Here is a 21,395-nt window from a genome sequence, read left to right as displayed (position 1 = left end):
TTACGACTGGAAGCGGTAGCCCATGCCCGCCTCGGTGAGGAGGTGTTTGGGCTGGGAGGGGTCGTCCTCGAGTTTGCGGCGCAGCTGGGCGAGATAGACACGCAGGTAATGGGTTTCGGTCGCGTAGGACGGGCCCCAGACCTCGCGCAGGAGCTCACGGCGGCCGACGAGCTTGCCGCGATTACGGACCAGCATCTCCAGCACGCCCCACTCGGTGGGAGTCAGGTGCACGTCGTGGCCGTGGCGGGTCACCTTCTTGGCCGCGAGATCGACGGTGAAGGAGGCGGTTTCGATGACCGGCTCGGCGGTGTCGGCGGTACTGGCCGAGCGGCGGACGGCGGCGCGCAGCCGGGCCAGCAGTTCGTCCATGCCGAAGGGCTTGGTGACGTAGTCGTCGGCGCCGGCGTCGAGGGCCTCCACCTTGTCGGAGGAGTCGGTGCGGGCGGAGAGCACGATGACCGGGGCGGTGGACCAGCCGCGCAGGCCGGCCAGCACCTCGATGCCGTCCATATCGGGCAGGCCGAGGTCGAGAATTATGACGTCCGGGTGCTTCTCGGCGGCCGCGCGCAGGGCCGCGGCCCCATTGGACGCGGTGGTCACCTCGTAGCCGCGGACCGACAGATTGATGCGCAGGGCGCGCAGGATCTGTGGTTCGTCGTCGACCACGAGCACTTTGATCGGCGCTGCCGCCGCGTTCGTCACCCGACCTCCTCTTCGGTGTTCGCGGGGTCGTCCCCCGCGGGCAGATCGATCACCATGGTCAAACCGCCGCCCGGGGTGGGCTCCGCGTGCACGGTGCCACCCATGGCGTCCACGAAACCGCGCACCACCGACAGGCCCAGGCCCACGCCGGTGGAGGTGTCGCGGTCGCCGAGCCGCTGGAAGGGCTCGAACAGCTGGTCCTCCAGGCCGGTCGGTACGCCCGGACCGGTATCGACCACCGTAACGGCCACCCGCTTGCCGACCTGCTCTGCCGCCACCCGCACCATCGAATCCCTGGGGGAGTAGCGGGCGGCATTGTCGATCAGATTGGCCAGGACCCGTTCCAGCAGACCGGGATCGGCGCGCACCGAGACGGTGTCGACGTCCACCTTCACCCGGTCCATGGTGGTGCGGCGCATGCCGCGGGTGCCCATGCCCATGAGCGCGTGATGCACCACCTCGTCGAGGTAGACCTTGCGCACCTGCGGCTTGATCACGCCGACCGCCAGGCGCGAGGAGTCCAGCAGGTTGCCGACCAGCGCGGTCAGCTGATCCACGGATTCCTCGATGGTCTCCAGCAGTTCGGCGGTGTCCTCGGGGGAGAACTCCACATCGTCGCTGCGCAGGCTGGACACCGCCGCCTTGGCCGCGGCCAGCGGGGTGCGCAGATCGTGGCTGACCGCCGACAGCAGGGCGCGGCGCAGCTTGTCGGCCTCCATGACCGCCTGTGCGGCGCTGGCCTCCTCCTGCAGCTGCTTCTGTTGCACCAGTCCCGCCGCCTGATTCGCGACCGCGCCCAGTACCAGGCGGTCCCCGGAGGTCACGGGACGTCCTCGCAACAGCAGCCAGTGCATGTCATCGCCTGCCTCCAGAGCGGTTTCGGCATCGCTGACCTTCGTCGGCGGCCGCTCGCCCACCGACGCGATGACCTCGTCGTCGGTGACCAGGCTGACGGCGTCCTGGCCGTAGGTCTCGCGGGCGCGTTCGAGCAGATCCGGGAGATCCGCGCCGTGCAGCACCGAGCCCGCGAACAGCGTCAGCAGCTCGGCCTGGCGAGAGGCCTTGCGCGCCTCCATGGTTCGCTTGGCGGCCACATCCACCAGCGCCGCGACCGCGACCGCCACGAACAGCAGCACCACGATGGTGAGGAAGTTGTCGAGCTGGTCGATGGTGAGGCTGTAGCGGGGTTCGGTGAAGAACCAGTTCAGCAGGACGCCCGACAGGAGCGCCGACAGCGCCGCGGGGGCCACGCCGCCGAGCAGCGCGACCGCGATGACGCCGATGAAGAACAGGGCACTCTCACCGCTGAGGTCCAGCAGGCGATCGAGCCAGAAGTAGATGACCGCGCAGATCACCGAGGGCACGATGAACGCGGCCGACCAGGAGCCGACCTTTCGCTCGCGCCGGGTCAGCGAGGACCAGCGGAAGCCGCCCTTGTTGGATTCCTCGTGGGTCACCATGTGTACGTCGATCTTGCCCGACTCCTGCACCACGGTGGCGCCGATACCCTCGTCGAGCATGCGCGCCCAGCGTGAGCGGCGGGAGGTGCCCAGCACCAGCTGGGTGGCATTGACCTGACGCGCGAAATCCAGCAGCGCCGTGGGCACGTCCTCGCCGGTGACGGTGTGCAGGCTGGCGTCGAGGCTGGTTGCCAGGTCGCGCAGGCGGTTCAGCCGTTGCGTCGAGACCCCGGCCAGGCCGTCACCGCGCACGATGTGCACCACGATCAACTCGGCGCTGGATTTGGCGGCGATGCGGCTGGCGCGCCGCACGATGGTCTCCGATTCCGGGCCGCCGGTCACGGCGACCACGACGCGTTCGCGCGCCTCCCAGGTGGTGGTGATCTTGTGGTCGGCACGGTATTTGGCGAGCGCGGCATCGACCTGATCGGCCAGCCACAACAGCGCCAGCTCGCGCAGCGCAGTCAGATTGCCCGGGCGGAAATAGTTGCGCAACGCCGCGTCGACCTTCTCGGCGGCGTAGACATTGCCGTGGGACATGCGGCGGCGCAGGGCTTCCGGCGTGATGTCCACCAGCTCCACCTGGTCGGCGGAGCGAACCACCCAGTCCGGCACGGTTTCCCGCTGCACCACGCCCGTGATCTGCTCGACCACGTCGTTGAGGCTCTCCAGGTGCTGCACATTGACCGTGGACACCACGTCGATGCCCGCGTTCAGCAGGTCCTGGACGTCCTGCCAGCGCTTCTCGTGCTTGCTGCCCGGGACATTGGTGTGCGCCAGCTCGTCGACCAGCACCACCGCCGGATGCCGGCGCAGCACGGCGTCCACATCCAGTTCGGGCATGGTGGTGCCGCGATACTCGATCATCCTGGGCGGGATGCGCTCGATTCCGGCCAGCAACTCGGCGGTCTTGCTGCGGCCGTGGGTCTCGACGACGGCGGCCACCACATCGCGCCCACGCTCGAGCCGCCGATGCGCTTCGGCGAGCATCGAGAAGGTCTTGCCTACGCCGGGGGCCGCGCCGAGGTAGATCCGTAGTTGGCCGCGTTTCACTCGTCCATCATCGCGCGGTGTGCGCGGAAGCCCTGCTGTGCCGCGTGGATGGATTCGCGGGTGCCTTCGGCGGCGGCCAGGACGCGCAGTATCAGCGCGCAACCGAGGAACCCGAAGATCACCATCAGGGTGACGGCGATGTGCGGCACGGCTTCTCCTTTTAGATATCGGGGTGTGCGCCCGGGCGCGCGTGCGCGCGTACGGGTTCCCCACTTCATACCTCCGATGCTGGTCAGGTCGCTGATCCTGACGATTTCTTTACGGTGGTGTCTCGCGTTGTTGACAGGATCCGAGCGGCCTCGGAAGGACCTACCGGTACGAGATCAGGCTGGATGTCGGCAACCGGGGGTCGCTCGGCGAACTGATGCGCGCGTAGCAACAAGACAGCAAACATCGTGCTGCATCGAAGCCGAAGCCCCTCCGCAAGGCGTGCGGCTCTTTGTTGGCTCGGTCTGGCCCGTGATCAAAAATGTGTGTTACGCCACACTTTCCCGCAGAGCATAGTTACTGTGTAGCTATCATTCTTGACGCAAGTGTCCGCCAACCAGTGGTCAGGGGAGCTGTTCCAAGTCGAATTCAGCGAGAGGGTGGTCGCATGACTCGTCGGTATGGAGAATCCAAGACCAGCGCGTCGCGACGCGCCCTGCTGCCGATCGTCGGCGCGATACCACTGGCCGTCGCGGTGACCTGCTCCATCGCCACGGGCGACGCCGCGGCGCAGCACGGCGTCCCGGCTCCCGCGGCTGTCGAGCAGCTCTGGACGAGCCCGGTACAGCCCGGTGCGTTCGGCATCCCGGTGCCGCAGGGCGTCCCCGACGCCATGCGCGATCAGGCGCAGAACGCTGCAGCCGCTGCCAATGCCGCCCTCGACGACGGCCTGCACTCGGTCGACGACAACTACTCGGACCGGGTCACCAGGCTGAACGTGGGTAGCGGCACCGCCGGTCTCATCATCGGCACGGTCGTGGGGGCGGTACCGGGCGCGGTGGTCGGGGCGATACCGGGAGCGATTATCGGCGCTGCGTTCGGTGCGATTGCCGGCGCGATCGCGGGCGGCGTGGTCATGGCCGTTCCGACCATGGGGGTGGGTGCGCCCATGGGGGTCGCAGGCGGCGCTCTCGCGGGGGCCGGTATCGGTGGTGTGGTCGGTGCTGTGGTCGGTGGTCTGGTGGGCGCTGTTTCCGCCGGCGTCGTGGGCGCAGCCGTCGGTTACGAGCTCGGCGCAGCGACCGGGCAGGGCAACGGTATGCAGGGCACTTAGCCGGAATTCACCGCGCTCGAAAAGACTGACCGGTACGAGATCTCGCGTGGGCAGTGGGGGAACCCTAAGCTGTCGTGCGTGAATTCCGGGCGGGCAATGGTCGACGGGCGTTTCGAGTTGATCGAACCACTCGGCAGCGGCGGCATGGGCACGGTGTGGCGCGCCTACGACATCGCGCTGCACCGTGAGGTGGCGTTGAAAGAGGTGCGGGCCGAAGGCGACGCGGGCTCCGCGGAGGTGCAGCGGGAACGGGTGCTGCGCGAGGCGCGCGCGCTGGCGCGCATCACGCACCCGAATGTGGTTGCCATCCACCACATCGTGGACACACCCGCCGAGAAGCATCCGTGGATCGTGATGGAACTGGTCGCGGGCGGCTCGCTCGCGGACCGGCTGGACGAGGGGCCGATGTCGCCGGGACAGGCCGCCTGGGTCGGTCGCGGCATCCTGGCCGGCCTCCGCGCCGCACACGCGGTGGGTGTCCTGCACCGCGATGTGAAACCCCCGAATGTGTTGCTGCGCGCCGACGGTTCCCCCGTCCTCACCGACTTCGGCATCGCCGCGGTGAACGACCTCACCGGTCTCACCTCCACCGGCAGCGTCGTCGGCTCCCTCCCGTACGTCGCCCCCGAACGCCTCCAGGGCCACGAGGGTCACCCCGCCTCCGACCTCTGGTCCCTCGGCCTGGTCCTCTTCGCCGCCGTCGAGGGCTACCAACCCATGCGCCGCGACACAGACGTCGCCACCCTCGCCGCCGTCCTGATGGGCGCGGTCCCACCCCCACGCCAGGCGGGCCAGCTGACCCCGGTCCTGCAAGCCCTCCTGGTCCCCAACCCCGGCCACCGCCCGCCGGCCGACCAGGTCGACCAGATGCTCGCCCAGGTCACCCAGGACTACACGCCGCCGTCCCACACCTTCACCTCATCGCCCCAGGACTTCACGTCGCCGTCCCATTTCCAGGGATTCACGACGGCGTCCGGACCTCAGGACGCGCCGCCGTCGCAGGGCTTCCCGGTAACGCCCCCGCCCCAAGGGTTTTCGACCACACCGCAGCAGCAGGGCTTCCCGATCTCGCCACCGCCGATGGGATACCCGACAGTCCAGCAACCCCACGGATTCACCGCATCACAGCAATTCCCGCCAGGCTCGCCGAACCCTGTCCACACTGCACCGCAACGCAATTCGCGCCCATTGATCCTCGCCGGCGTCGGTATCGTCCTGGCTGTCGCCGCGGTCGCCGCCATCGCCCTGTGGCCCTCCGCCTCCGGCGGCGGCCAAGGCCAATCGGGCCAGCCGAACATCCCCACCCAACCCACCGGCATCCCCCTGAGCGGCATCATCCCGCCCACCGTCATCGCCCCCACCACCGCCAAGGGCGATGCCACCACCGACCTGCTGACACCCGACGGCATCCGCAAGGCCGTCGCCGCCCTCGAAAAGGTCACGGGCGGTAAGCAATTCACCGAAACCACCATTTACCCGACCTACATCAGCACGGGTGCCCCGGTCCAGGGCCGGCCCAACGTTTACGACACGTTCTCCTACCGCGACGGCGTCGTCAAACGCGACGGCCCAGGCTCCACACTGACCGATCCCACCATCGACCTGTCCGCTATCAACTGGGACCTCCTCCCCGCCCTCTTCACCGCCGCAGCCCAGCAACTCAACGTCCCCAAACCCACCAGCCGCTACATCATCGTCAACCCCGCCTGGACCTTCAACGACGACCAGCCCAGCCTGCTGGTCTACCTCTCGGACGACTACGGCGGCGCCTACCTGGCGGCCGGCCTCGACGGCACCATCGTCAAGACCTACCCCCACAAGTAGCCCCGACGGTCAGGCCACGGTCGAGGACGGCCCGGCCGGCCGGTTCCGTTCCCGATGCGCCTTCTGGCGACAGGCCGGGGAGCAGTAGCGGGCGCGGCGGCCGGTGCCCGAGCGGGAGAGCGCGGAACCGCAGATGTGGCAGGCGTCGTCGGCTCGATCGTCGGTGGCGCGGTCGCGCGCACCGCAGATGGTGTCGAGGGTGGCGGTCGAATTCCGGTCGGCCCGAAGAGAATCCAGGATCAGCGCGGTGGTGCGGCCGATGCGAGCGGTCTGCCCCGGCAGGCGCTGGGCTGCCGTGCATGCGGTGAAGATGCCGAGCACATCGGCCACCGAGATGTCGGCGCGCACCGCGCCGTGGTGCTGGGCGGCGGCCAGCAGCAGGGTCAGGCCCTGATGAAAGCGCATGCCCGCACCGTGCACCCGGGCGCGCGGCCAGCCGTCGCCCAGTGTCAGCAGATCGCAGGGCGTCTCCTCGGTCGGCGCGGAGGCGACGACCTCGACGCAGAAATCGAAGAAAGCCACACCGGGATCGCGATGTCTGAGATGATCTGCGGCCAGAGCGTTCAGTCGTTCGATCCGTTGCTCGAGAACCGCTTCCAGCAGTCCGGCCTTGGTCGGGAAGCAACGGTAGACGGTCCCCGCGCCCACGCCCGCCCGGCGGGCGATCTCGGCCAGCGACACCGAGGCGCCTTGCTCCGCGAAGGCTTGCTGGGCGGCATCCAGGATGCGGGCGTAGGTAGCTCGCGCCTCGGCACGCGGGGCGAGACGCGGCACGGTCGCGGTGCGGATCGGTCGAGGCATCGTTCGTGCTGGACTCTCTGGTTATCGAAGGTCTTGCGTCTTCGATGTTCTCACGCGTCGCGTGGCGCGGCCACACAAGGCGCGGGGCGTTTCGGCTATCGAGCCGGGGCCGTTACGAATTCGGTGTTTCGTTACGCCATGTGTGCGGGTGGCTGTTCCTTTCATAACGCCGGGATTCTTCTCCTCCGCGCCAGATGACCTGCGCCATCGATGAATTCGCCCCATGTATACGGAGTTCGCGGTAGCGATCCGCGCGCAGTGAACTTTCGGCCGTACCGGTCGGCCCGTATGGTCCGAAACGGGTTGAGAAAACCTAGAGTTTCAAGAATGGGGGTCGATATGGATCCTGGAGCATGTGAATCCTGGACTATCGAAATGCCGGACGGTGTCGGCACGAAAGTGGATATATTGCGCGCGGCGGAGGCCTACGCACCGGTTGTCGTGGTGTGGCCCGGCATCGGGGCCCGCGGTGCGCAATATCGGCAATTCGCAAGTGAATTGCGGGAGCGCGGTTGCACGGTAGTCGTCGGCGAACTTCACGGGCAGGGAGAATCCCGCCCGGAGCCGCCGCGGACAAGCCGGTACGGCATGCACGCCCAGGTGGTGAACGACTATCACCGGGTCGCCGGAGTACTTACCGCGATTGATTTCCAGCGCAATGGAATTCTGGAGATCATCGAGCGCATGTGGCGCGAGTACGGAGACATCTCCGAACTACGGGTGGCCGACAAACGCATCGTGGTGCTGGCGCATCCCGAGCACGCGGCGCCGTGAACGTCGAGCGGATGGAGAAGTACACCAAGGGCCCCAGCTACGACGGCGCGCGCGCGTTGCTGATCGGCGACGGTCTGGTGACCAGCGTCGGCAGGGAGTGGAAGACGCAGCGAAAGCTGCTGTCTCCCTTCTTCACTCCCAAGGCGGTGCGTGGGTACGCGCCGTTGATGATGGAGGACGCCGAATGGTTCACGCGCCGTTGGGAATCCCGCGCGGGCGGCCACGAGCCGGTCGAAATGCTCTCGGAGATGGCCGCTCTCACCGCGTCCGTCATTCTCAAGAGCCTGTTCAGCACCACGGCGCAGGACGTCCGGGAGCAACTGCAGGACGCGGTCGAGACGATGATCCAGTACACCTCCGGCCGCCAGCTCAACCGGTTCCGCCCGCCGGAGTGGGTGCCGACTCCGGCGCGCCGCGAATACGAGATCGCCCGGGATCGGCTCGACGAGTTCGTGCTGAGAGTGATCACCGAACGCCGCGAGCTGCCCGCCGACCAACGCCCGGCGGACCTGCTGTCACAGATCATGTCGGGCGAATCCACGCTCAGCGACAGGCTTCTGCGCGACCAGTGCGTCACCATGCTGATCGCCGGGCACGAGAGCACCGCGCGCACTCTCGCCTTCGTCTGGTACGTCCTGGCCACCAACCCGGAGGTGGCCGCAAACCTGCATGACGAGATCGACGCACTGCCGCAGGATATTTCGCTCGAGGATCTGAAGGACGCGCCGTACTTCACCCATCGGCACCGCGACTTCTGGGAGAACCCGGAGAAGTTCGATCCCCAGCGCTGGGCCGATGACGCCGAGCACCACATGCACCCCTACGCCTTCCACCCGTTCGCCGGTGGTTCCCGGGTGTGCATCGGAAAGAGCTTCACGTTCATGGAAACCCACCTGCTGGTGATCCTGCTGGCCCGCCGGTTCGCGCCGGTGACGGTGCCGAACTACCGGCTCGCGCTGGCGGATGCGCGGCGTACTGGGACCCGACAACGGCCTGCCGATGATGATGAGGGCGCGTGCGAAATGAGAATCACTCCCTTCTGGCTGAACACCCGCGCCTACGCGCGCATTCTGAAGGTCGTCACCAAGCTCAACACCTGGATCTACCTCAGGACCGACGGCCGCCGGGCCGCACAGTGGAACTTCTTCGGCAGCTTCCGGAAAGACCCGCTGCCTATCGCGGTATTGACCACCGTGGGGCGCAAGTCGGGTGCGCCGCGGACGGTCGCGGTGGTGTACCTGCCGATGGACGACGACCGCATCGCCTTCGCAGCCTCGCACTGCGGGCAGGAGTCGCTGCCGAACTGGTTCCGCAATATCCAGCAGAACCCGGATGTCACCGTGCAGATCGCGGGCCGGAAGGTCGAGACCTGGGCCAGGATCCTCGAGCCCGGCTCCGATGAGCGCGCGCGGACCTGGTCGCTGCTGGCGCGGAAGAACCGCGAATTCGCCTGGATGCAGCGATGGGCCGAACGTGAAGTGCCGGTGCTCATCTGCGATCTGAATCCGGCACGAGTACAAGGAGTGGGAATCGTATGACCGCCCAGACCGACCGGAGCCCCTGGGCCACCCTGGGGGCACTGTGTTTCGGGTTCTTCATGCTGCTGGTCGATATGACCATCGTGGCGGTGGCCAATCCGGCGATCATGGCCGAGTTGCACACGGGCGTATCGACTGTTGTGTGGGTGACCAGCGCCTATCTGCTCGCCTATGCGGTGCCGCTGCTGGTTACCGGGAGGCTGGGTGACCAGTTCGGTCCGAAAACGGTCTATCTGGCCGGGCTGACCGTGTTCACGTTCGCCTCGCTGGGGTGCGGCGTGTCCACCAGTATCGGCATGCTGATCGTGGCGCGGGCCGTGCAGGGGGTCGGCGCGGCCTTGATGACGCCACAGACCATGGCGGTGATCACGCGAATCTTCCCGCCCGACAAGCGCGGTGCGGCCATGGGCGCGTGGGGGTCGGTCGCGGGCGTGGCCTCGCTGGTGGGCCCGATCATCGGCGGCATTCTGGTGGACGGGCTGGGCTGGAAGTGGATCTTCCTGGTGAATGTGCCCATCGGCGTGGTGGCCTTCGTGCTGGCGGTGCTGTTCGTACCGGCGCTGCCGACGCATCGGCACCGGTTCGATCTGCCGTCGGTGGCCCTGAGTGTGGCGGGGATGTTCCTGGTGGTCTTCGGGATTCAGCAGGGCAATACCGATGATTGGTCGGGGCGGATCTGGTTGTGCATCGGGGCGGGACTGGTCCTGCTGGTGGCCTTCCTCGGGGTCCAGGCGCGCAATGCGGGTGAGCCGCTGGTGCCGTTGTCGCTGTTCCGGGACCGGAACTTCGCACTGAGCACGCTGGCCATGACCGCGATGGGCGTGGCCACCACCGGGATGATGTTGCCGGGGTACTTCTATCTCGAGAACGTGCGCGGGATGAAGCCGACCGAGGCCGCGATGGTGTGGATCGTCATGGCCTTCCTGACCGCGCTGTTCTCCCCGATCGTCGGCAAGCTGGTGGACCGGGTGCACCCCCGCGTAGTTCCGGTGGTGGGATTCGCCGGATTCGCCGTCGGCATCGCCTGGTTCGGGCTGGTGATGAAGCCGGAGACGCCGCTGTGGCAGTTGCTGCTGCCGCTGGTGTGCATGGGTATCTCCAACGCCTGCGTCTGGTCGCCGCTCGCGGCGATCGCCACCTATGGGCTGCCCATGCATCAGGCCGGGGTCGGCGCGGGCGTGTACAACACCGCCCGGCAGGTGGGTCTGGTGCTCGGTAGTGCCGGGATCGGCGCGCTGATTCCGGCTCGGCTTGCCGCGCACGGCATTCCGTCGGTCGGTGAAGGCGGGAGCGGATCCCTATCGGGCACAGTGCAATCCGCGTTCAGTGCCGCGCTGGCGCAGTCGATGGTGCTGCCCTCGGCGGTGCTGATCATCGGTATCGCCGCGTGCCTGCTGCTGGGACATCGGACTCCCGCGCCTTCGCCGGCGGCCGCGGCGCCGGAGACGGCGGACGCCCTGGGCTGACCCACGTCGGCTTCGCAACAGCCCCGGAGAGCATCGCTCTCCGGGGCTGCTCCGCGTCCGGATTCCGTCGAAGTACCAGGTCCTGACGGTTTCTTGATGGGTTTGGGCGATATGTCGACGACATCTCTGCGACACGCGGCGCGACCCTGTAAGCGGAGCGTCAATGCGACCCGCTGGGACGCTAAGAAGGCGTAAAGGACCTCGAAGTCGGGCTATCCGGGCGCTTGACTCACTCCGGCGCGTCTCAGGACGTGCCCGAAAGCAGAGAGGTTTCGAGACATGTCTGTCGTGGTGTTCACGGTGCTGACGGTGGCGATCTTCGCCCTGTTCGGCTTGATCCAACGCGGGGTGGAACGGCTGTGACGCAGAACATTATCGGTCTGGTCCTGGCCGTCGGTATCGCCATCTATCTGGTGGCGGCGCTGCTGTATCCGGAGAGGTTCTGAGTGAGCACGACAACAGCGGGGATCCTGTTCGCGGTATCCCTGATCATCGCGCTGGCCGCGGTGCATGTGCCCCTGGGCGACTACATGTACCGGGTCTACAGCAGCGAGAAGCACTCCAAGGCCGAGAAGGGCATCTATCGACTGATCGGCGTGCAGCCGGGCGTCGAGATGACCTGGGCCGTCTACGCGCGCAGCGTGCTGGCCTTCTCGGCCATCAGCGTGCTGCTCCTGTTCTTCCTGCAGCTGATTCAGGGCAAACTGCCGTTGCACCTGAATGATCCGGGCACCAAGATGACCGCGGATCTGGCGTGGAACACCGCCATCAGCTTCGTCACGAACACGAACTGGCAGAACTATGCCGGTGAATCGACGATGGGTCACGTCGTTCAGGCCGTGGGCCTGAGCGTGCAGAACTTCGTCTCGGCGGCCGTCGGCATGGCCGTGGCGGTCGCGCTGGTGCGCGGCTTCGCCCGGCGTCGCAGCGGCGAACTCGGCAACTTCTGGGTGGATCTGGTGAGGGGAACCACCCGTATTCTGCTGCCGCTGTCGATCGTGTTCGCCATCGTGCTCGTGGCGGGCGGCGCCATCCAGAACCTGCACGTGTACGACCAGATCGCCCAGACGGTGGGCAACACCGGTTCGCAAACCCTGCCGGGCGGACCCGTTGCCAGCCAGGAGGCGATCAAGCTGCTCGGCACCAACGGCGGCGGCTTCTACAACGTGAACTCGGCGCACCCGTTCGAGAACCCGACCGCGTGGACCAACTGGGTCGAGATCTTCATGCTGCTGGTGATCAGCTTCTCGCTGCCGCGGACCTTCGGTCGCATGATCGGCTCCAAGAAGCAGGGCGTGGCCATCGCCGCCGTCATGGCGACCCTGGCCATCCTGAGCGTCACGGTGATGAACTTCTTCCAGCTGCAGCACCACGGCACCGTCCCGAGTGCCATCGGGGCGTCCATGGAGGGCGTGGAAACTCGCTTCGGCGTATCGAATTCGGCGACCTTCGCCACCGCGACCACGCTGACATCCACCGGTGCAGTGGATTCCGCGCACGACTCGTACACCAGCCTCGGCGGCATGATGACCATGTTCAACATGCAGCTCGGTGAGGTCGCGCCCGGTGGCACCGGTTCGGGCCTGTACGGCATGTTGATCCTGGCCGTGATCACGGTCTTCGTCGCCGGTCTGATGGTCGGCCGCACCCCGGAGTACCTGGGCAAGAAGATCAATCCCCGCGAAATCAAGCTGGCTGCTTCGTATTTCCTGGTGACGCCGTTGATCGTGCTGACCGGCACCGCCATCGCGATGGCACTGCCGGGCGAGCGTGCGGGCATGGCCAACTCGGGTCCACATGGGCTCTCGGAAGTGTTGTATGCCTTCACGTCCGCGGCCAACAACAATGGTTCGGCCTTCGCCGGTCTGTCCGGCAACACGGTGTGGTGGAACACCGCACTCGGCTTCGCCATGGTGTTCGGCCGCTTCATCCCCATGATCTTCGTGCTGGCACTGGCCGGTTCGCTGGCGGCTCAGGGTCACACCCCCGCCTCCGAGGGCACGCTGCCGACACATCGGCCGCAGTTCGTCGGCATGGTCGCGGGCGTCACCATCATTCTGGTCGCGCTCACCTTCCTGCCGATGCTGGCGCTCGGCCCGCTCGCTGAAGGAATCCACTCATGAGCACTCCCACCCTCGATTCCGCGCCGGCGGAACAGGCGCACAGCAAGCCGAAACGCGGTGTCTCGGCGGGGTTGTTCGACCCCAAGATGCTGGTGAAGTCCTTGCCGGACGCGGTCAAGAAGCTGGATCCGCGCACCATGTGGCGCAATCCGGTGATGCTGATCGTCGAGATCGGCGCGGTCTGGTCCACCATTCTCGCGCTGGTGCATCCGACGTTCTTTGCCTGGGCGATCGTCGTATGGCTCTGGCTGACAGTGATTTTCGCCAACCTGGCCGAAGCGGTGGCCGAGGGCCGCGGCAAGGCGCAGGCCGACACCCTGCGAAAGGCCAAGACCGACACCATCGCTCGCCGTCTGGTGGACTGGTCCCCGGGCGCGCGGGTGGTCGAGGAGAAGGTCGCGGCCCCCGACCTGCAGCGCGGCGACTACGTGGTGGTCGAGGCGGGCCAGGTCATTCCGGGTGACGGCGATGTCGTGGAAGGCATTGCCTCCGTGGACGAGTCGGCCATCACCGGTGAGTCCGCGCCGGTGATCCGCGAGTCCGGCGGTGACCGTTCCGCGGTCACCGGCGGCACCACGGTGTTGTCGGACCGGATCGTCGTCAAGATCACCCAGGAGCCGGGCGGCTCGTTCATCGACAAGATGATCGCGCTCGTCGAGGGCGCCTCGCGGCAGAAGACGCCGAACGAGATCGCGCTGAACATCCTGCTGGCCGCGCTGACCATCATCTTCGTGTTCGCGGTGGCGACCCTGCAGCCGCTGGCCATCTTCTCCAAGGCCAACAACCCTGGCGTGCCGGACAATCTGGCGCTGGACCTCAATGGTGTCACCGGCATCGTGATGGTCTCGCTGCTGGTGTGCCTCATCCCGACCACCATCGGCGCGCTGCTGTCGGCCATCGGCATCGCCGGCATGGACCGGCTGGTGCAGCGCAATGTGCTGGCCATGTCCGGGCGGGCCGTCGAGGCCGCCGGTGACGTGAACACGCTGCTGCTGGACAAGACCGGCACCATCACCCTGGGCAACCGCCAGGCTTCGGACTTCGTGCCGATGCCGGGCATCACCGCCGACGAATTGGCGGACGCCGCACAGCTTTCCAGCCTCGCGGACGAGACCCCGGAGGGCCGCTCGATCGTGGTGTACGCCAAGCAGGCGTACAACAAGCGCGAGCGCACTCCGGGTGAGCTGACCGGCGCCCACTGGGTGGAATTCACCGCCCAGACCCGCATGTCGGGGGTGGACCTGGCCGACGGCCACCAGTTGCGCAAGGGCGCGGCCAGCGCCGTCACCGAATGGGTCCGCTCCAACGGTGGTCAGGTACCGACCGAGGTCGGCGTGACCGTCGACGGCATCTCGGCGTCCGGCGGCACCCCGCTGGTGGTGGCCGAGATCAAGCAGGGCACCGCCACGCTGCTCGGCGTCATCCACCTCAAGGACGTGGTGAAGCAGGGCATGCGGGAGCGCTTCGACGAGATGCGCCGCATGGGCATCCGCACCGTCATGATCACCGGCGATAATCCGTTGACCGCCAAGGCCATTGCCGACGAGGCGGGCGTGGACGACTTCCTGGCGGAGGCGACTCCGGAGGACAAGCTCGCGCTCATCAAGAAGGAGCAGGCCGGCGGCCGCATGGTCGCCATGACCGGTGACGGCACCAATGACGCGCCCGCGCTCGCGCAAGCCGACGTGGGTGTCGCCATGAACACCGGTACGTCGGCGGCCAAGGAAGCCGGCAATATGGTCGACCTGGATTCCGACCCGACCAAGCTGATCGAGATCGTGGAGATCGGCAAGCAGTTGCTGATCACCCGTGGTGCGCTCACCACGTTCTCGATCGCCAACGACATCGCCAAGTACTTCGCGATCATTCCCGCGATGTTCGTGGTGCTGTTCCCGGGTCTGGACATCCTCAACATCATGCGGCTGCACTCGCCGCAGTCGGCGATCCTCTCGGCGGTCATCTTCAACGCGCTCGTCATCGTGGGTCTGATCCCGCTGGCGCTGCGCGGTGTGAACTACCGTCCGTCGAGCGCGTCGAAACTGTTGAGCCGCAACCTGTACATCTACGGCCTCGGTGGCATCATCGCGCCGTTCATCGGGATCAAGCTCATCGACCTTGTCATTCAATTCTTCCCGGGGATGTCCTAATGCGTATGTCAGCCTGGATTCGGCAACACATCGCGGCGCTGCGCGCGCTGCTGGTGCTCACGGTGATCACCGGGCTCATCTACCCGGCCGTGGTTCTGGGTATCTCGCAGATACCCGGGCTGAAGGACAAGGCGGACGGGTCGCTGATCACCAAGGACGGAAAGCTGGTGGGCTCCAGCCTGATCGGGCAGGCGTTCACCGACGGCAAGGGCAATGCGCTGGTGCAGTACTTCCAGACGCGGCCGTCCAACTCCGCTCCGGCCGACGGCAGCATTCCCGACGGCTACGACCCGACCAACACCGCGTTCGGCAATATGGGCCCGGAGTCGGTGGTCGACACCCTCGACGCCAGTGACCCGAAGAAGGACAAGCCGAGCCTGCTCAGCACCGTGTGCTCACGTAGCGCGGCGGTCGGGCAGCTGGAGGGCGTGGACGGCAGCCGTCCCTACTGCACCTCCGGTGGTGTCGGCTCGGTGCTGTCGGTCATGGGCGACCGTGACTCGCACGGTCTGGTCACCCACCCGACCCAGGTGATCAGCGTCAACGAGGCATGCTCGACCGATCCGAAGAACCCGACGACGCCGTTCATGCAGGCGTACGAGGGTGTCAAGGTGGAGTGCGCCAAGCGCGGCGAGGACTACTCGGCCGGCCAGATCGTGCCGATCCGCGGCGACGCCTCCTCCGACACCCCGGTCCCGACCGATGCGGTAACCGCCTCGGGCTCCGGCCTGGATCCGCAGATCTCCCCGGAGTACGCCGCCATCCAGGTGGCGCGGGTTGCCAAGGCGCGCCACGTCTCCGAAGATCAGATCAAGGCCCTCGTGGATGCCCACCGGAGCGGCCGGACCCTGGGCTTCATGGGCGAGCCCACGGTCAATGTCGTCGAGCTGAACTACGACCTGGACAGCAAGTACCCGTCCAAAGGCTGATCAGCCGACCCCTGGGGTCCGGTCGCTTCGCTCACGAGGGCGACCGGGCCCCTTGGCATGTCACCGTCTCGACGCCGGAAGCCCTTGCCGCGTCGGAGTATCCGATCCGGGCGGATTGGTGGCCGCGATGGTGCGGCGGGAGGTGGCGCCCGGCGCAGGGGGCTGGTGCCGAGCACCTGCGAGGCCCCTGGGACGACCCCCTCGACTCCACCGGCCCCGTCCACCTGAGCGAAAGCGGCTGGCGCACCGTCGAATTGCTCAGCAGCTTCGCGGTCTGGGAAGCGCTCCGCCAGAGCCGCATTCGGCCCGCGACCGCTGATCACCAGGCGGGTCCGCGCAGCATCGGGCCCGGAATCGTCGTGTCAGGGGGCGTGTCAGGTCCGTGTCAGGTGTGTGGCAGCGGGGGCGACGACAGTTGCGGACATCGCCCGACGCGGATCAAGGAGCAACCTGTCATGACGAACAACAGCACTTTCCCGGCCACCTCGACCTGGACCGGCCTGGTGACGGTGGAGGACACGGCCCTCGCGGTCACCGACACCGGCGGGAGCGGCGTTCCGGTCGTCTACCTGAACGGTTCCTACGCCACGCAGAAGAACTGGAAGAAGGTGATCGCCGATCTCGGTCCCGGGTTCCGGCACATCACCTTCGACGAGCGGGCGCGCGGCAAGTCGCAGACCTCGGCGGACTACTCGTTCGACGCCTGCGTGCGGGATGTCGATGCCGTGCTCGCGGCGCGGGGTGTGGAGCAGCGGCCGATTCTGGTGGGCTGGTCCTACGGTGCGCTGGTCGCGGTGCACTGGGCCGACCGGAACCCGGACCGCATCGCGGGCGTCGTGTCGGCCGACGGCGCGATGCCCTGGGGATTCACCGACGCGGAGAACCTGGAGCGGATCCGGGCGATGTTCCGCAAGATGGGGCCGATGATGCCGGTGCTGCGCCCGCTGGGCCTGGCCGCACGGATGAGCGCCGAGCAGCACGCCGAGGTCAATGTCGAGCTCAACCAGCTCTGCGCCGCCCTCGCCCCGGTCCTGGAACGACTGCGCTGCCCGGTCCGCTATGTCGTGGCCACCGGCGCCAATCTCGGTGCGGCCGAAGAGGAGATCGAAGCGGTGCGGGCCTCCCTGGAACCGCTGCTGGCGGTCAACCCCAATCTGACGATCAGCGCGCGGGTCGGCAGCAACCACTCCAAGATCCTCGCCAAGGACTTCCACGCCGTCGCCGAGGCCATCCGCGAGACCGCGTCGGCTCTCGACCAGCTGTGCTGAGCAGCTCGATCCACCGGGCACTCGCCAGGTTTCCGGACACCGCTTCGCGGGCTACCACCAGTCCAGGATGGGCTGGAGTTCGCGGGCCAGTTCGGGGGCCATGGACCGCGAATAGCTTGCGGTCAAATGGTGTTCGTCGTGGTAGATGAGGATGTTGCCCTCCACGACGGGGCAGATGTCGTGTTCGCAGACCGCGTCGTTGGGGTCGATGAGGTGCATGTTCGGGAAGGCGGCGGCGGGTGTGGCGGCCGGGTTCTCCGCATTGAGGGCCTCGGCGCGCGGGATGCCGCAGCTGAGGCGATCGCCGCCGCCGGCCAGGCAGTCGATGGCGCGGTAGCGAATGCCGTTGCGGCGCAGCCACGGAGTGTCGCGGATGCCGATGAGCTGGAGGCCGCGGTCGGAGAGCGCCGACCAGACGTCGACGTAGTCCTGCGGGGTCTCGTCGCCGCCATTGTCGCTGGGGCGGGTGGCGGTGGTGAAGACGTAGTCGGGGCGCTCCACGCCGAGCCGGTCGATCACCTCCGACGACCAGTCGCGGCAGTCCGGATTCTGCTGGCCCTTGTACACGGGCTCCTCGGCGACCGTGAGCGGGCAGCCCATCTTCAAGTAGACGACGACCCGGAAACGGTACTGCTCGCCCAGGATCTGCAATGCCGGAATCCAGTGCTCGGCATGCGAATTGCCCACCACCGCGAGGGTCCGGTGCGCGTCGCGATCACCGTAGGTGCAGGTGGTGACCGCGCGAGTGTCGAAGTCGGAGATGCAGCCGTCGCGCGTGGGGTAGGGGATATCGGCGGGGGCTTCCTCGGTGGTGGGGCGCATCGGGGCGCGCGGCACCAGCGCGTGATCGGTGAGCGCCTCCGCGCCCGGGTATTTGGCGGGATCCAGCTCGCCGACCGCGTGCGCCTTCGCACCCATGCTCCACTGCCAGGCGAGGGTCGAGCCGACCAGCAGCACCCCGACCGTGGACACCGCCACCCCGGCGAGCACGCGGCCGAACGCGGGGGTCGCGGCGGGCCGCGAGCGCAGCCGCAGCGGCTCCTCGATCAGATGATGGGTCACGAAGGCCAGCAGCAGCGAGATCAAGATGATGACCAGCCCGCCCAGCCACCCGGCCCGGCGCTGATGCTGTTCACCCAGATAGAAGATGAGCATCGGCCAGTGCCACAGGTACAGCGCGTAGGCGAACCCGCCGAGCTGCACCACCGGTCCGGTGGCCAGCAGGCGATTCACCACCGGCTGATCGGCGGTGTCGCGGCCCGCACCCGCGAGAATCAGTGCGGCCGTGGCCAGGACCGGAATCAGCGCGGCCGGGCCGGGGAAGACCAGGGAGCCGTTCACCATCCAGCCGCAGCAGGCGATGGCCGCGATTCCGGTCCAGGCGAACACTTCCCGCGTCGGCCTGGGCAGCCGGATCAGCGGCGCGGCCAGGGCGAGCAGACCGCCCACCAGCGGTTCCCAGGCACGGGCGAAGGTGTCGTAGTAGTTCCAGCCCTGCTGGGTCGAAACGCCTGCACCGGCATGGCGGAACGAGATGATGGCGGCGGCGGCGAATATCACCGCGAGCGTCAGCCGCAGCACGCCGTCCTGTCCGGTGCGGCGCAGCAGCGGGTACTCGGCGGCCAGTTTCCACGCCCCCGCCCGGACCACGCGGCGCAACACCCAGGCCACGGCGGCGACCGTCAGCAGCAGTACGAGATACATCTGGCCCTGGACCGACATCGACCACAGATGCTGCAGCGGGCTCACCGAGGGATCCGCGGCCAGATAGTCCGACCAGGACAGCGCCAGGTACCAGTTCTGGTAGTAGAACAGCGAGGCCAGCGTCTGGCCCGCGATATTCGACCAGCGGGTGTGGGGGAGCAGCACCACCGTGGCGGCGACCACCGCCGCCAGCACCACCACCATGGCGGGCAGCAGCCGGCGCAGCGTGCGCCGGATGGTGGTCAGCACACCCACCGATCCGCTGTCGGCGCGGCGCACCAGCATGCCGGTGAAGAAGAAGCCGGACAGCACCAGGAACACGTCCACACCGCCGGATACGCGTCCGGCCCAGATGTGGAAGGCGACCACCAGCGCGATAGCTACGCCGCGCAATCCGTCCAGATCGCGTCGGTAGGCCCCGGGCCTGGTGGGTGCGTCCGGTGCGTCCTGTCGGTCGCTGCCCGGCGCGGTCGGGTGATCGGTGCTGGATATGGACATGGCGGCTGCCATTGTCGGTCAGGGGTCGCGGAAATTACCAATCGCCACACAGAAGAGGTCCGTGTTGTGCCGATTGTCGCTGGTCAGGCGAATACGAAATAGCGCAGCCACAGATATGGCGCGGCCACCGCAATCGTGACCGCAGTCACCGGAATGCCCTTCCGGGTGAATTCCCAGAACGAGATCGGATGGTCCGAACGCCGCGCAATGCCGAGCATCACCACATTCGCGCTGGCCCCGACTGCTGTGAGATTGCCACCGAAATCCGCGCCCAGTGTCAGCGCCCACCACAGGGCGTTCGCCTGGGCCGGGTGATCGACGTGCTCCACCAGCTGGGCCACCAGTGGACTCATGGTCGCCACGTACGGGATGTTGTCGATGACGCCCGACAGCACCGCCGAGACCACGAGTATCAGCATGGTTGCCACGAGCGCGTCACCGCCGGTGAGTTCGGTCGCGGATTTCGCCAGCCGGGCGATCACGCCGGTTTTCACCAGCGCCCCGATCATCACGAACAGGCCGGCGAAGAACAGCAGCGTTTCCCATTCCACCGCGGACAGGTAATCCCGTTGCGGCAGACCGGAAATCAGCACCAGCGCGCCCGCGCCGAGCAATGCCACCAGCGACGGTTCGAGGTGGAGAATCGGATGGCCGAAGAATCCCGCGAACACGGCGGCGAGCACAATTCCGCACTTGATCAACAGCTTCGGATCGCGAATCGCCTCGCGCTCGTTCAGCTGCATGATGTCGGCGGCGCGTTCGGGATCGACGTCGAAGGAGCCCTTGAACAGGCGCGGCAGCAGCAGGGCGAACACGGCCAGGGTGATCAGCACGATCGGTGTCAGATTCAGGAAGAAGTCGTTGAACGACAGCCCCGCCCGGCTGCCGATGATGATGTTGGGCGGGTCGCCGATGAGGGTCGCCGCGCCGCCGATATTGGAGGCCAGCACCTCGGCGATGAGGAAGGGCGCCGGCGGCACCTCGAGGCGCTCGCACACCAGCAGGGTGACCGGGGCGATGAGCAGCACGGTGGTGACATTGTCCAGGAAGCCGGACGCGGTGGCGGTGATGAGCACCAGCAGGACCATCACCCGCAGCGCGGATCCCTTGGCGCGCTTGGCCGCCCAGATCGCGACATACTCGAAGATGCCGGTCTGCCGCAGTACCCCGACGATGATCATCATGCCGAGCAGCAGGTAGATGACGTTCCAGTCGATGCCGGTCTCGTGCGAGTAGAAGACGTCGTCGGAGTCGAGGATGCCGATACCGATGACCACGCCCCCGCCGACCAGCGCCGCAATGGTCTTGTGCACGCGCTCCGTCGCGATGAGCACATACGCGACGACGAAGACGGCGATGGCGACGGCGGTCACGACTGCCGCCCCGGCGGGCTCAGTTGGCCAGCGCGACCTCGAGCAGCCGCGCGGATGTGATCACGCCGAGCAACGTCGTCCCGTCCTGCACCGCCACCAGCGGCGACTTGTACTTCGCCATCAGCGCGGCCACCTCGACGATATTGTCGTCGGCCTTCGCGGCCGGAATCTTGGTGAGCCGCTCCGGAATCACATCCCGAACCTTCTTGCCCCGCAACCGCTTCACCACCTGCCCGCACATGGACTCGTTCAGCACCCCCGCCAGCGACGGATCGTCCTGCACGTACTTCGGCACGATGAACAGCGCGACCTGCGACGCCGGCAGCACCGAATGCGGCTCCCCCTTGGCATCGGTCACCAGAATCCCGGGTAGCCGATGCTCGGCCAGCAACTTCGCCGCGTCGATCGCGTCGGAGTCCAGATCGATCACGGGATAATCCTCGGCCATCTGAGCGGCATGCATAACTGCAGGAT

17 protein-coding genes are annotated in these 21,395 nt (G+C 67.2%); 10 read left to right on the top strand and 7 right to left on the bottom strand.

Annotated elements, in window-relative coordinates; genetic code table 11:
- Genes ACWEQQ_RS09445 through ACWEQQ_RS09435 form a run of 3 tightly spaced genes read right to left on the bottom strand, consistent with a single transcriptional unit; the run spans position 1 to position 3,364 of the window.
- The gene (locus ACWEQQ_RS09445; RefSeq protein ID WP_354837780.1) at positions 1-702 is read right to left on the bottom strand and encodes a response regulator; all 702 of its coding nucleotides are present in this window, start codon (positions 700-702) and stop codon (positions 1-3) included.
- Positions 699-3,215, bottom strand: a complete 2,517-nt coding sequence (locus tag ACWEQQ_RS09440; protein WP_452347892.1) for an ATP-binding protein — start codon at positions 3,213-3,215, stop codon at positions 699-701. Before ACWEQQ_RS09440 ends, ACWEQQ_RS09445 begins: the two co-directional genes overlap by 4 nt.
- A complete protein-coding gene (locus tag ACWEQQ_RS09435) occupies positions 3,212-3,364 on the bottom strand; it encodes a hypothetical protein (RefSeq protein WP_452345271.1) in 153 nt (50 codons plus the stop codon). Before ACWEQQ_RS09435 ends, ACWEQQ_RS09440 begins: the two co-directional genes overlap by 4 nt.
- Positions 3,365-3,810: 446 nt before the next feature.
- Here ACWEQQ_RS09435 and ACWEQQ_RS09430 point away from each other — a divergent pair, with 446 nt between their 5' ends.
- Both ACWEQQ_RS09430 and ACWEQQ_RS09425 read left to right on the top strand, forming a co-directional pair.
- Entirely contained in the window at positions 3,811-4,476 is a 666-nt protein-coding gene (locus ACWEQQ_RS09430) for a hypothetical protein (protein WP_452347891.1), read from the top strand.
- A 78-nt stretch (positions 4,477-4,554) separates the two neighbouring features.
- Positions 4,555-6,300, top strand: a complete 1,746-nt coding sequence (locus ACWEQQ_RS09425) for a protein kinase domain-containing protein (protein WP_452347890.1) — start codon at positions 4,555-4,557, stop codon at positions 6,298-6,300.
- 9 nt (positions 6,301-6,309) lie between these two features.
- Here the strand turns inward: ACWEQQ_RS09425 and ACWEQQ_RS09420 are convergent, their stop codons facing one another.
- Entirely contained in the window at positions 6,310-7,101 is a 792-nt protein-coding gene (locus ACWEQQ_RS09420; protein ID WP_452347889.1) for a TetR/AcrR family transcriptional regulator, read from the bottom strand.
- A 375-nt stretch (positions 7,102-7,476) separates the two neighbouring features.
- Here ACWEQQ_RS09420 and ACWEQQ_RS09415 point away from each other — a divergent pair, with 375 nt between their 5' ends.
- From ACWEQQ_RS09415 to ACWEQQ_RS09380, 8 genes are all read left to right on the top strand, one after another.
- Positions 7,477-7,875, top strand: a complete 399-nt coding sequence (locus tag ACWEQQ_RS09415) for a hypothetical protein (protein WP_452347888.1) — start codon at positions 7,477-7,479, stop codon at positions 7,873-7,875.
- Positions 7,872-9,413 carry a cytochrome P450 gene (locus ACWEQQ_RS09410; RefSeq protein ID WP_452347887.1) on the top strand — a complete coding sequence of 514 codons (1,542 nt, stop codon included), beginning with the start codon at positions 7,872-7,874 and terminating at the stop codon, positions 9,411-9,413. Before ACWEQQ_RS09415 ends, ACWEQQ_RS09410 begins: the two co-directional genes overlap by 4 nt.
- On the top strand, positions 9,410-10,879 hold the full coding sequence (locus tag ACWEQQ_RS09405; protein WP_452347886.1) for a DHA2 family efflux MFS transporter permease subunit: 1,470 nt from the start codon (positions 9,410-9,412) through the stop codon (positions 10,877-10,879). The genes ACWEQQ_RS09410 and ACWEQQ_RS09405 overlap by 4 nt, the downstream gene beginning before the upstream one ends.
- A 251-nt stretch (positions 10,880-11,130) precedes the next feature.
- Positions 11,131-11,325 (top strand): K(+)-transporting ATPase subunit F, encoded by a 195-nt coding sequence (kdpF, locus tag ACWEQQ_RS09400; RefSeq protein ID WP_452347885.1) that lies wholly within the window; start codon positions 11,131-11,133, stop codon positions 11,323-11,325.
- Complete coding sequence (kdpA, locus tag ACWEQQ_RS09395) at positions 11,326-13,002, top strand: potassium-transporting ATPase subunit KdpA (RefSeq protein ID WP_452347884.1); 1,677 nt, start codon at positions 11,326-11,328, stop codon at positions 13,000-13,002.
- The gene (kdpB, locus tag ACWEQQ_RS09390) at positions 12,999-15,149 is read left to right on the top strand and encodes a potassium-transporting ATPase subunit KdpB (protein WP_452347883.1); all 2,151 of its coding nucleotides are present in this window, start codon (positions 12,999-13,001) and stop codon (positions 15,147-15,149) included. Before kdpA ends, kdpB begins: the two co-directional genes overlap by 4 nt.
- Positions 15,149-16,078: a potassium-transporting ATPase subunit C gene (locus ACWEQQ_RS09385; protein ID WP_452347882.1), complete on the top strand. Its 930-nt coding sequence runs from the start codon at positions 15,149-15,151 to the stop codon at positions 16,076-16,078. Before kdpB ends, ACWEQQ_RS09385 begins: the two co-directional genes overlap by 1 nt.
- Positions 16,079-16,533: 455 nt before the next feature.
- On the top strand, positions 16,534-17,346 hold the full coding sequence (locus ACWEQQ_RS09380) for an alpha/beta fold hydrolase (protein WP_452347881.1): 813 nt from the start codon (positions 16,534-16,536) through the stop codon (positions 17,344-17,346).
- A 51-nt stretch (positions 17,347-17,397) separates the two neighbouring features.
- On the opposite strand, the gene ACWEQQ_RS09375 is transcribed toward ACWEQQ_RS09380, so the two are convergent.
- The 3 genes from ACWEQQ_RS09375 to ACWEQQ_RS09365 all read right to left on the bottom strand — a co-directional run bounded on the left by ACWEQQ_RS09375 (position 17,398) and on the right by ACWEQQ_RS09365 (position 21,384).
- On the bottom strand, positions 17,398-19,548 hold the full coding sequence (locus ACWEQQ_RS09375; protein ID WP_452345282.1) for an acyltransferase family protein: 2,151 nt from the start codon (positions 19,546-19,548) through the stop codon (positions 17,398-17,400).
- An 83-nt stretch (positions 19,549-19,631) separates the two neighbouring features.
- Positions 19,632-20,921: an ArsB/NhaD family transporter gene (locus ACWEQQ_RS09370; RefSeq protein ID WP_452347880.1), complete on the bottom strand. Its 1,290-nt coding sequence runs from the start codon at positions 20,919-20,921 to the stop codon at positions 19,632-19,634.
- Between the two features lie 19 nt (positions 20,922-20,940).
- A complete protein-coding gene (locus tag ACWEQQ_RS09365) occupies positions 20,941-21,384 on the bottom strand; it encodes a CBS domain-containing protein (RefSeq protein ID WP_452347879.1) in 444 nt (147 codons plus the stop codon).
- Positions 21,385-21,395: the final 11 nt, after the last annotated feature.

The sequence above is a fragment of the Nocardia sp. NPDC004123 genome, from assembly GCF_053603795.1.
This window is presented reverse-complemented; position numbering and strand designations above follow the sequence as displayed.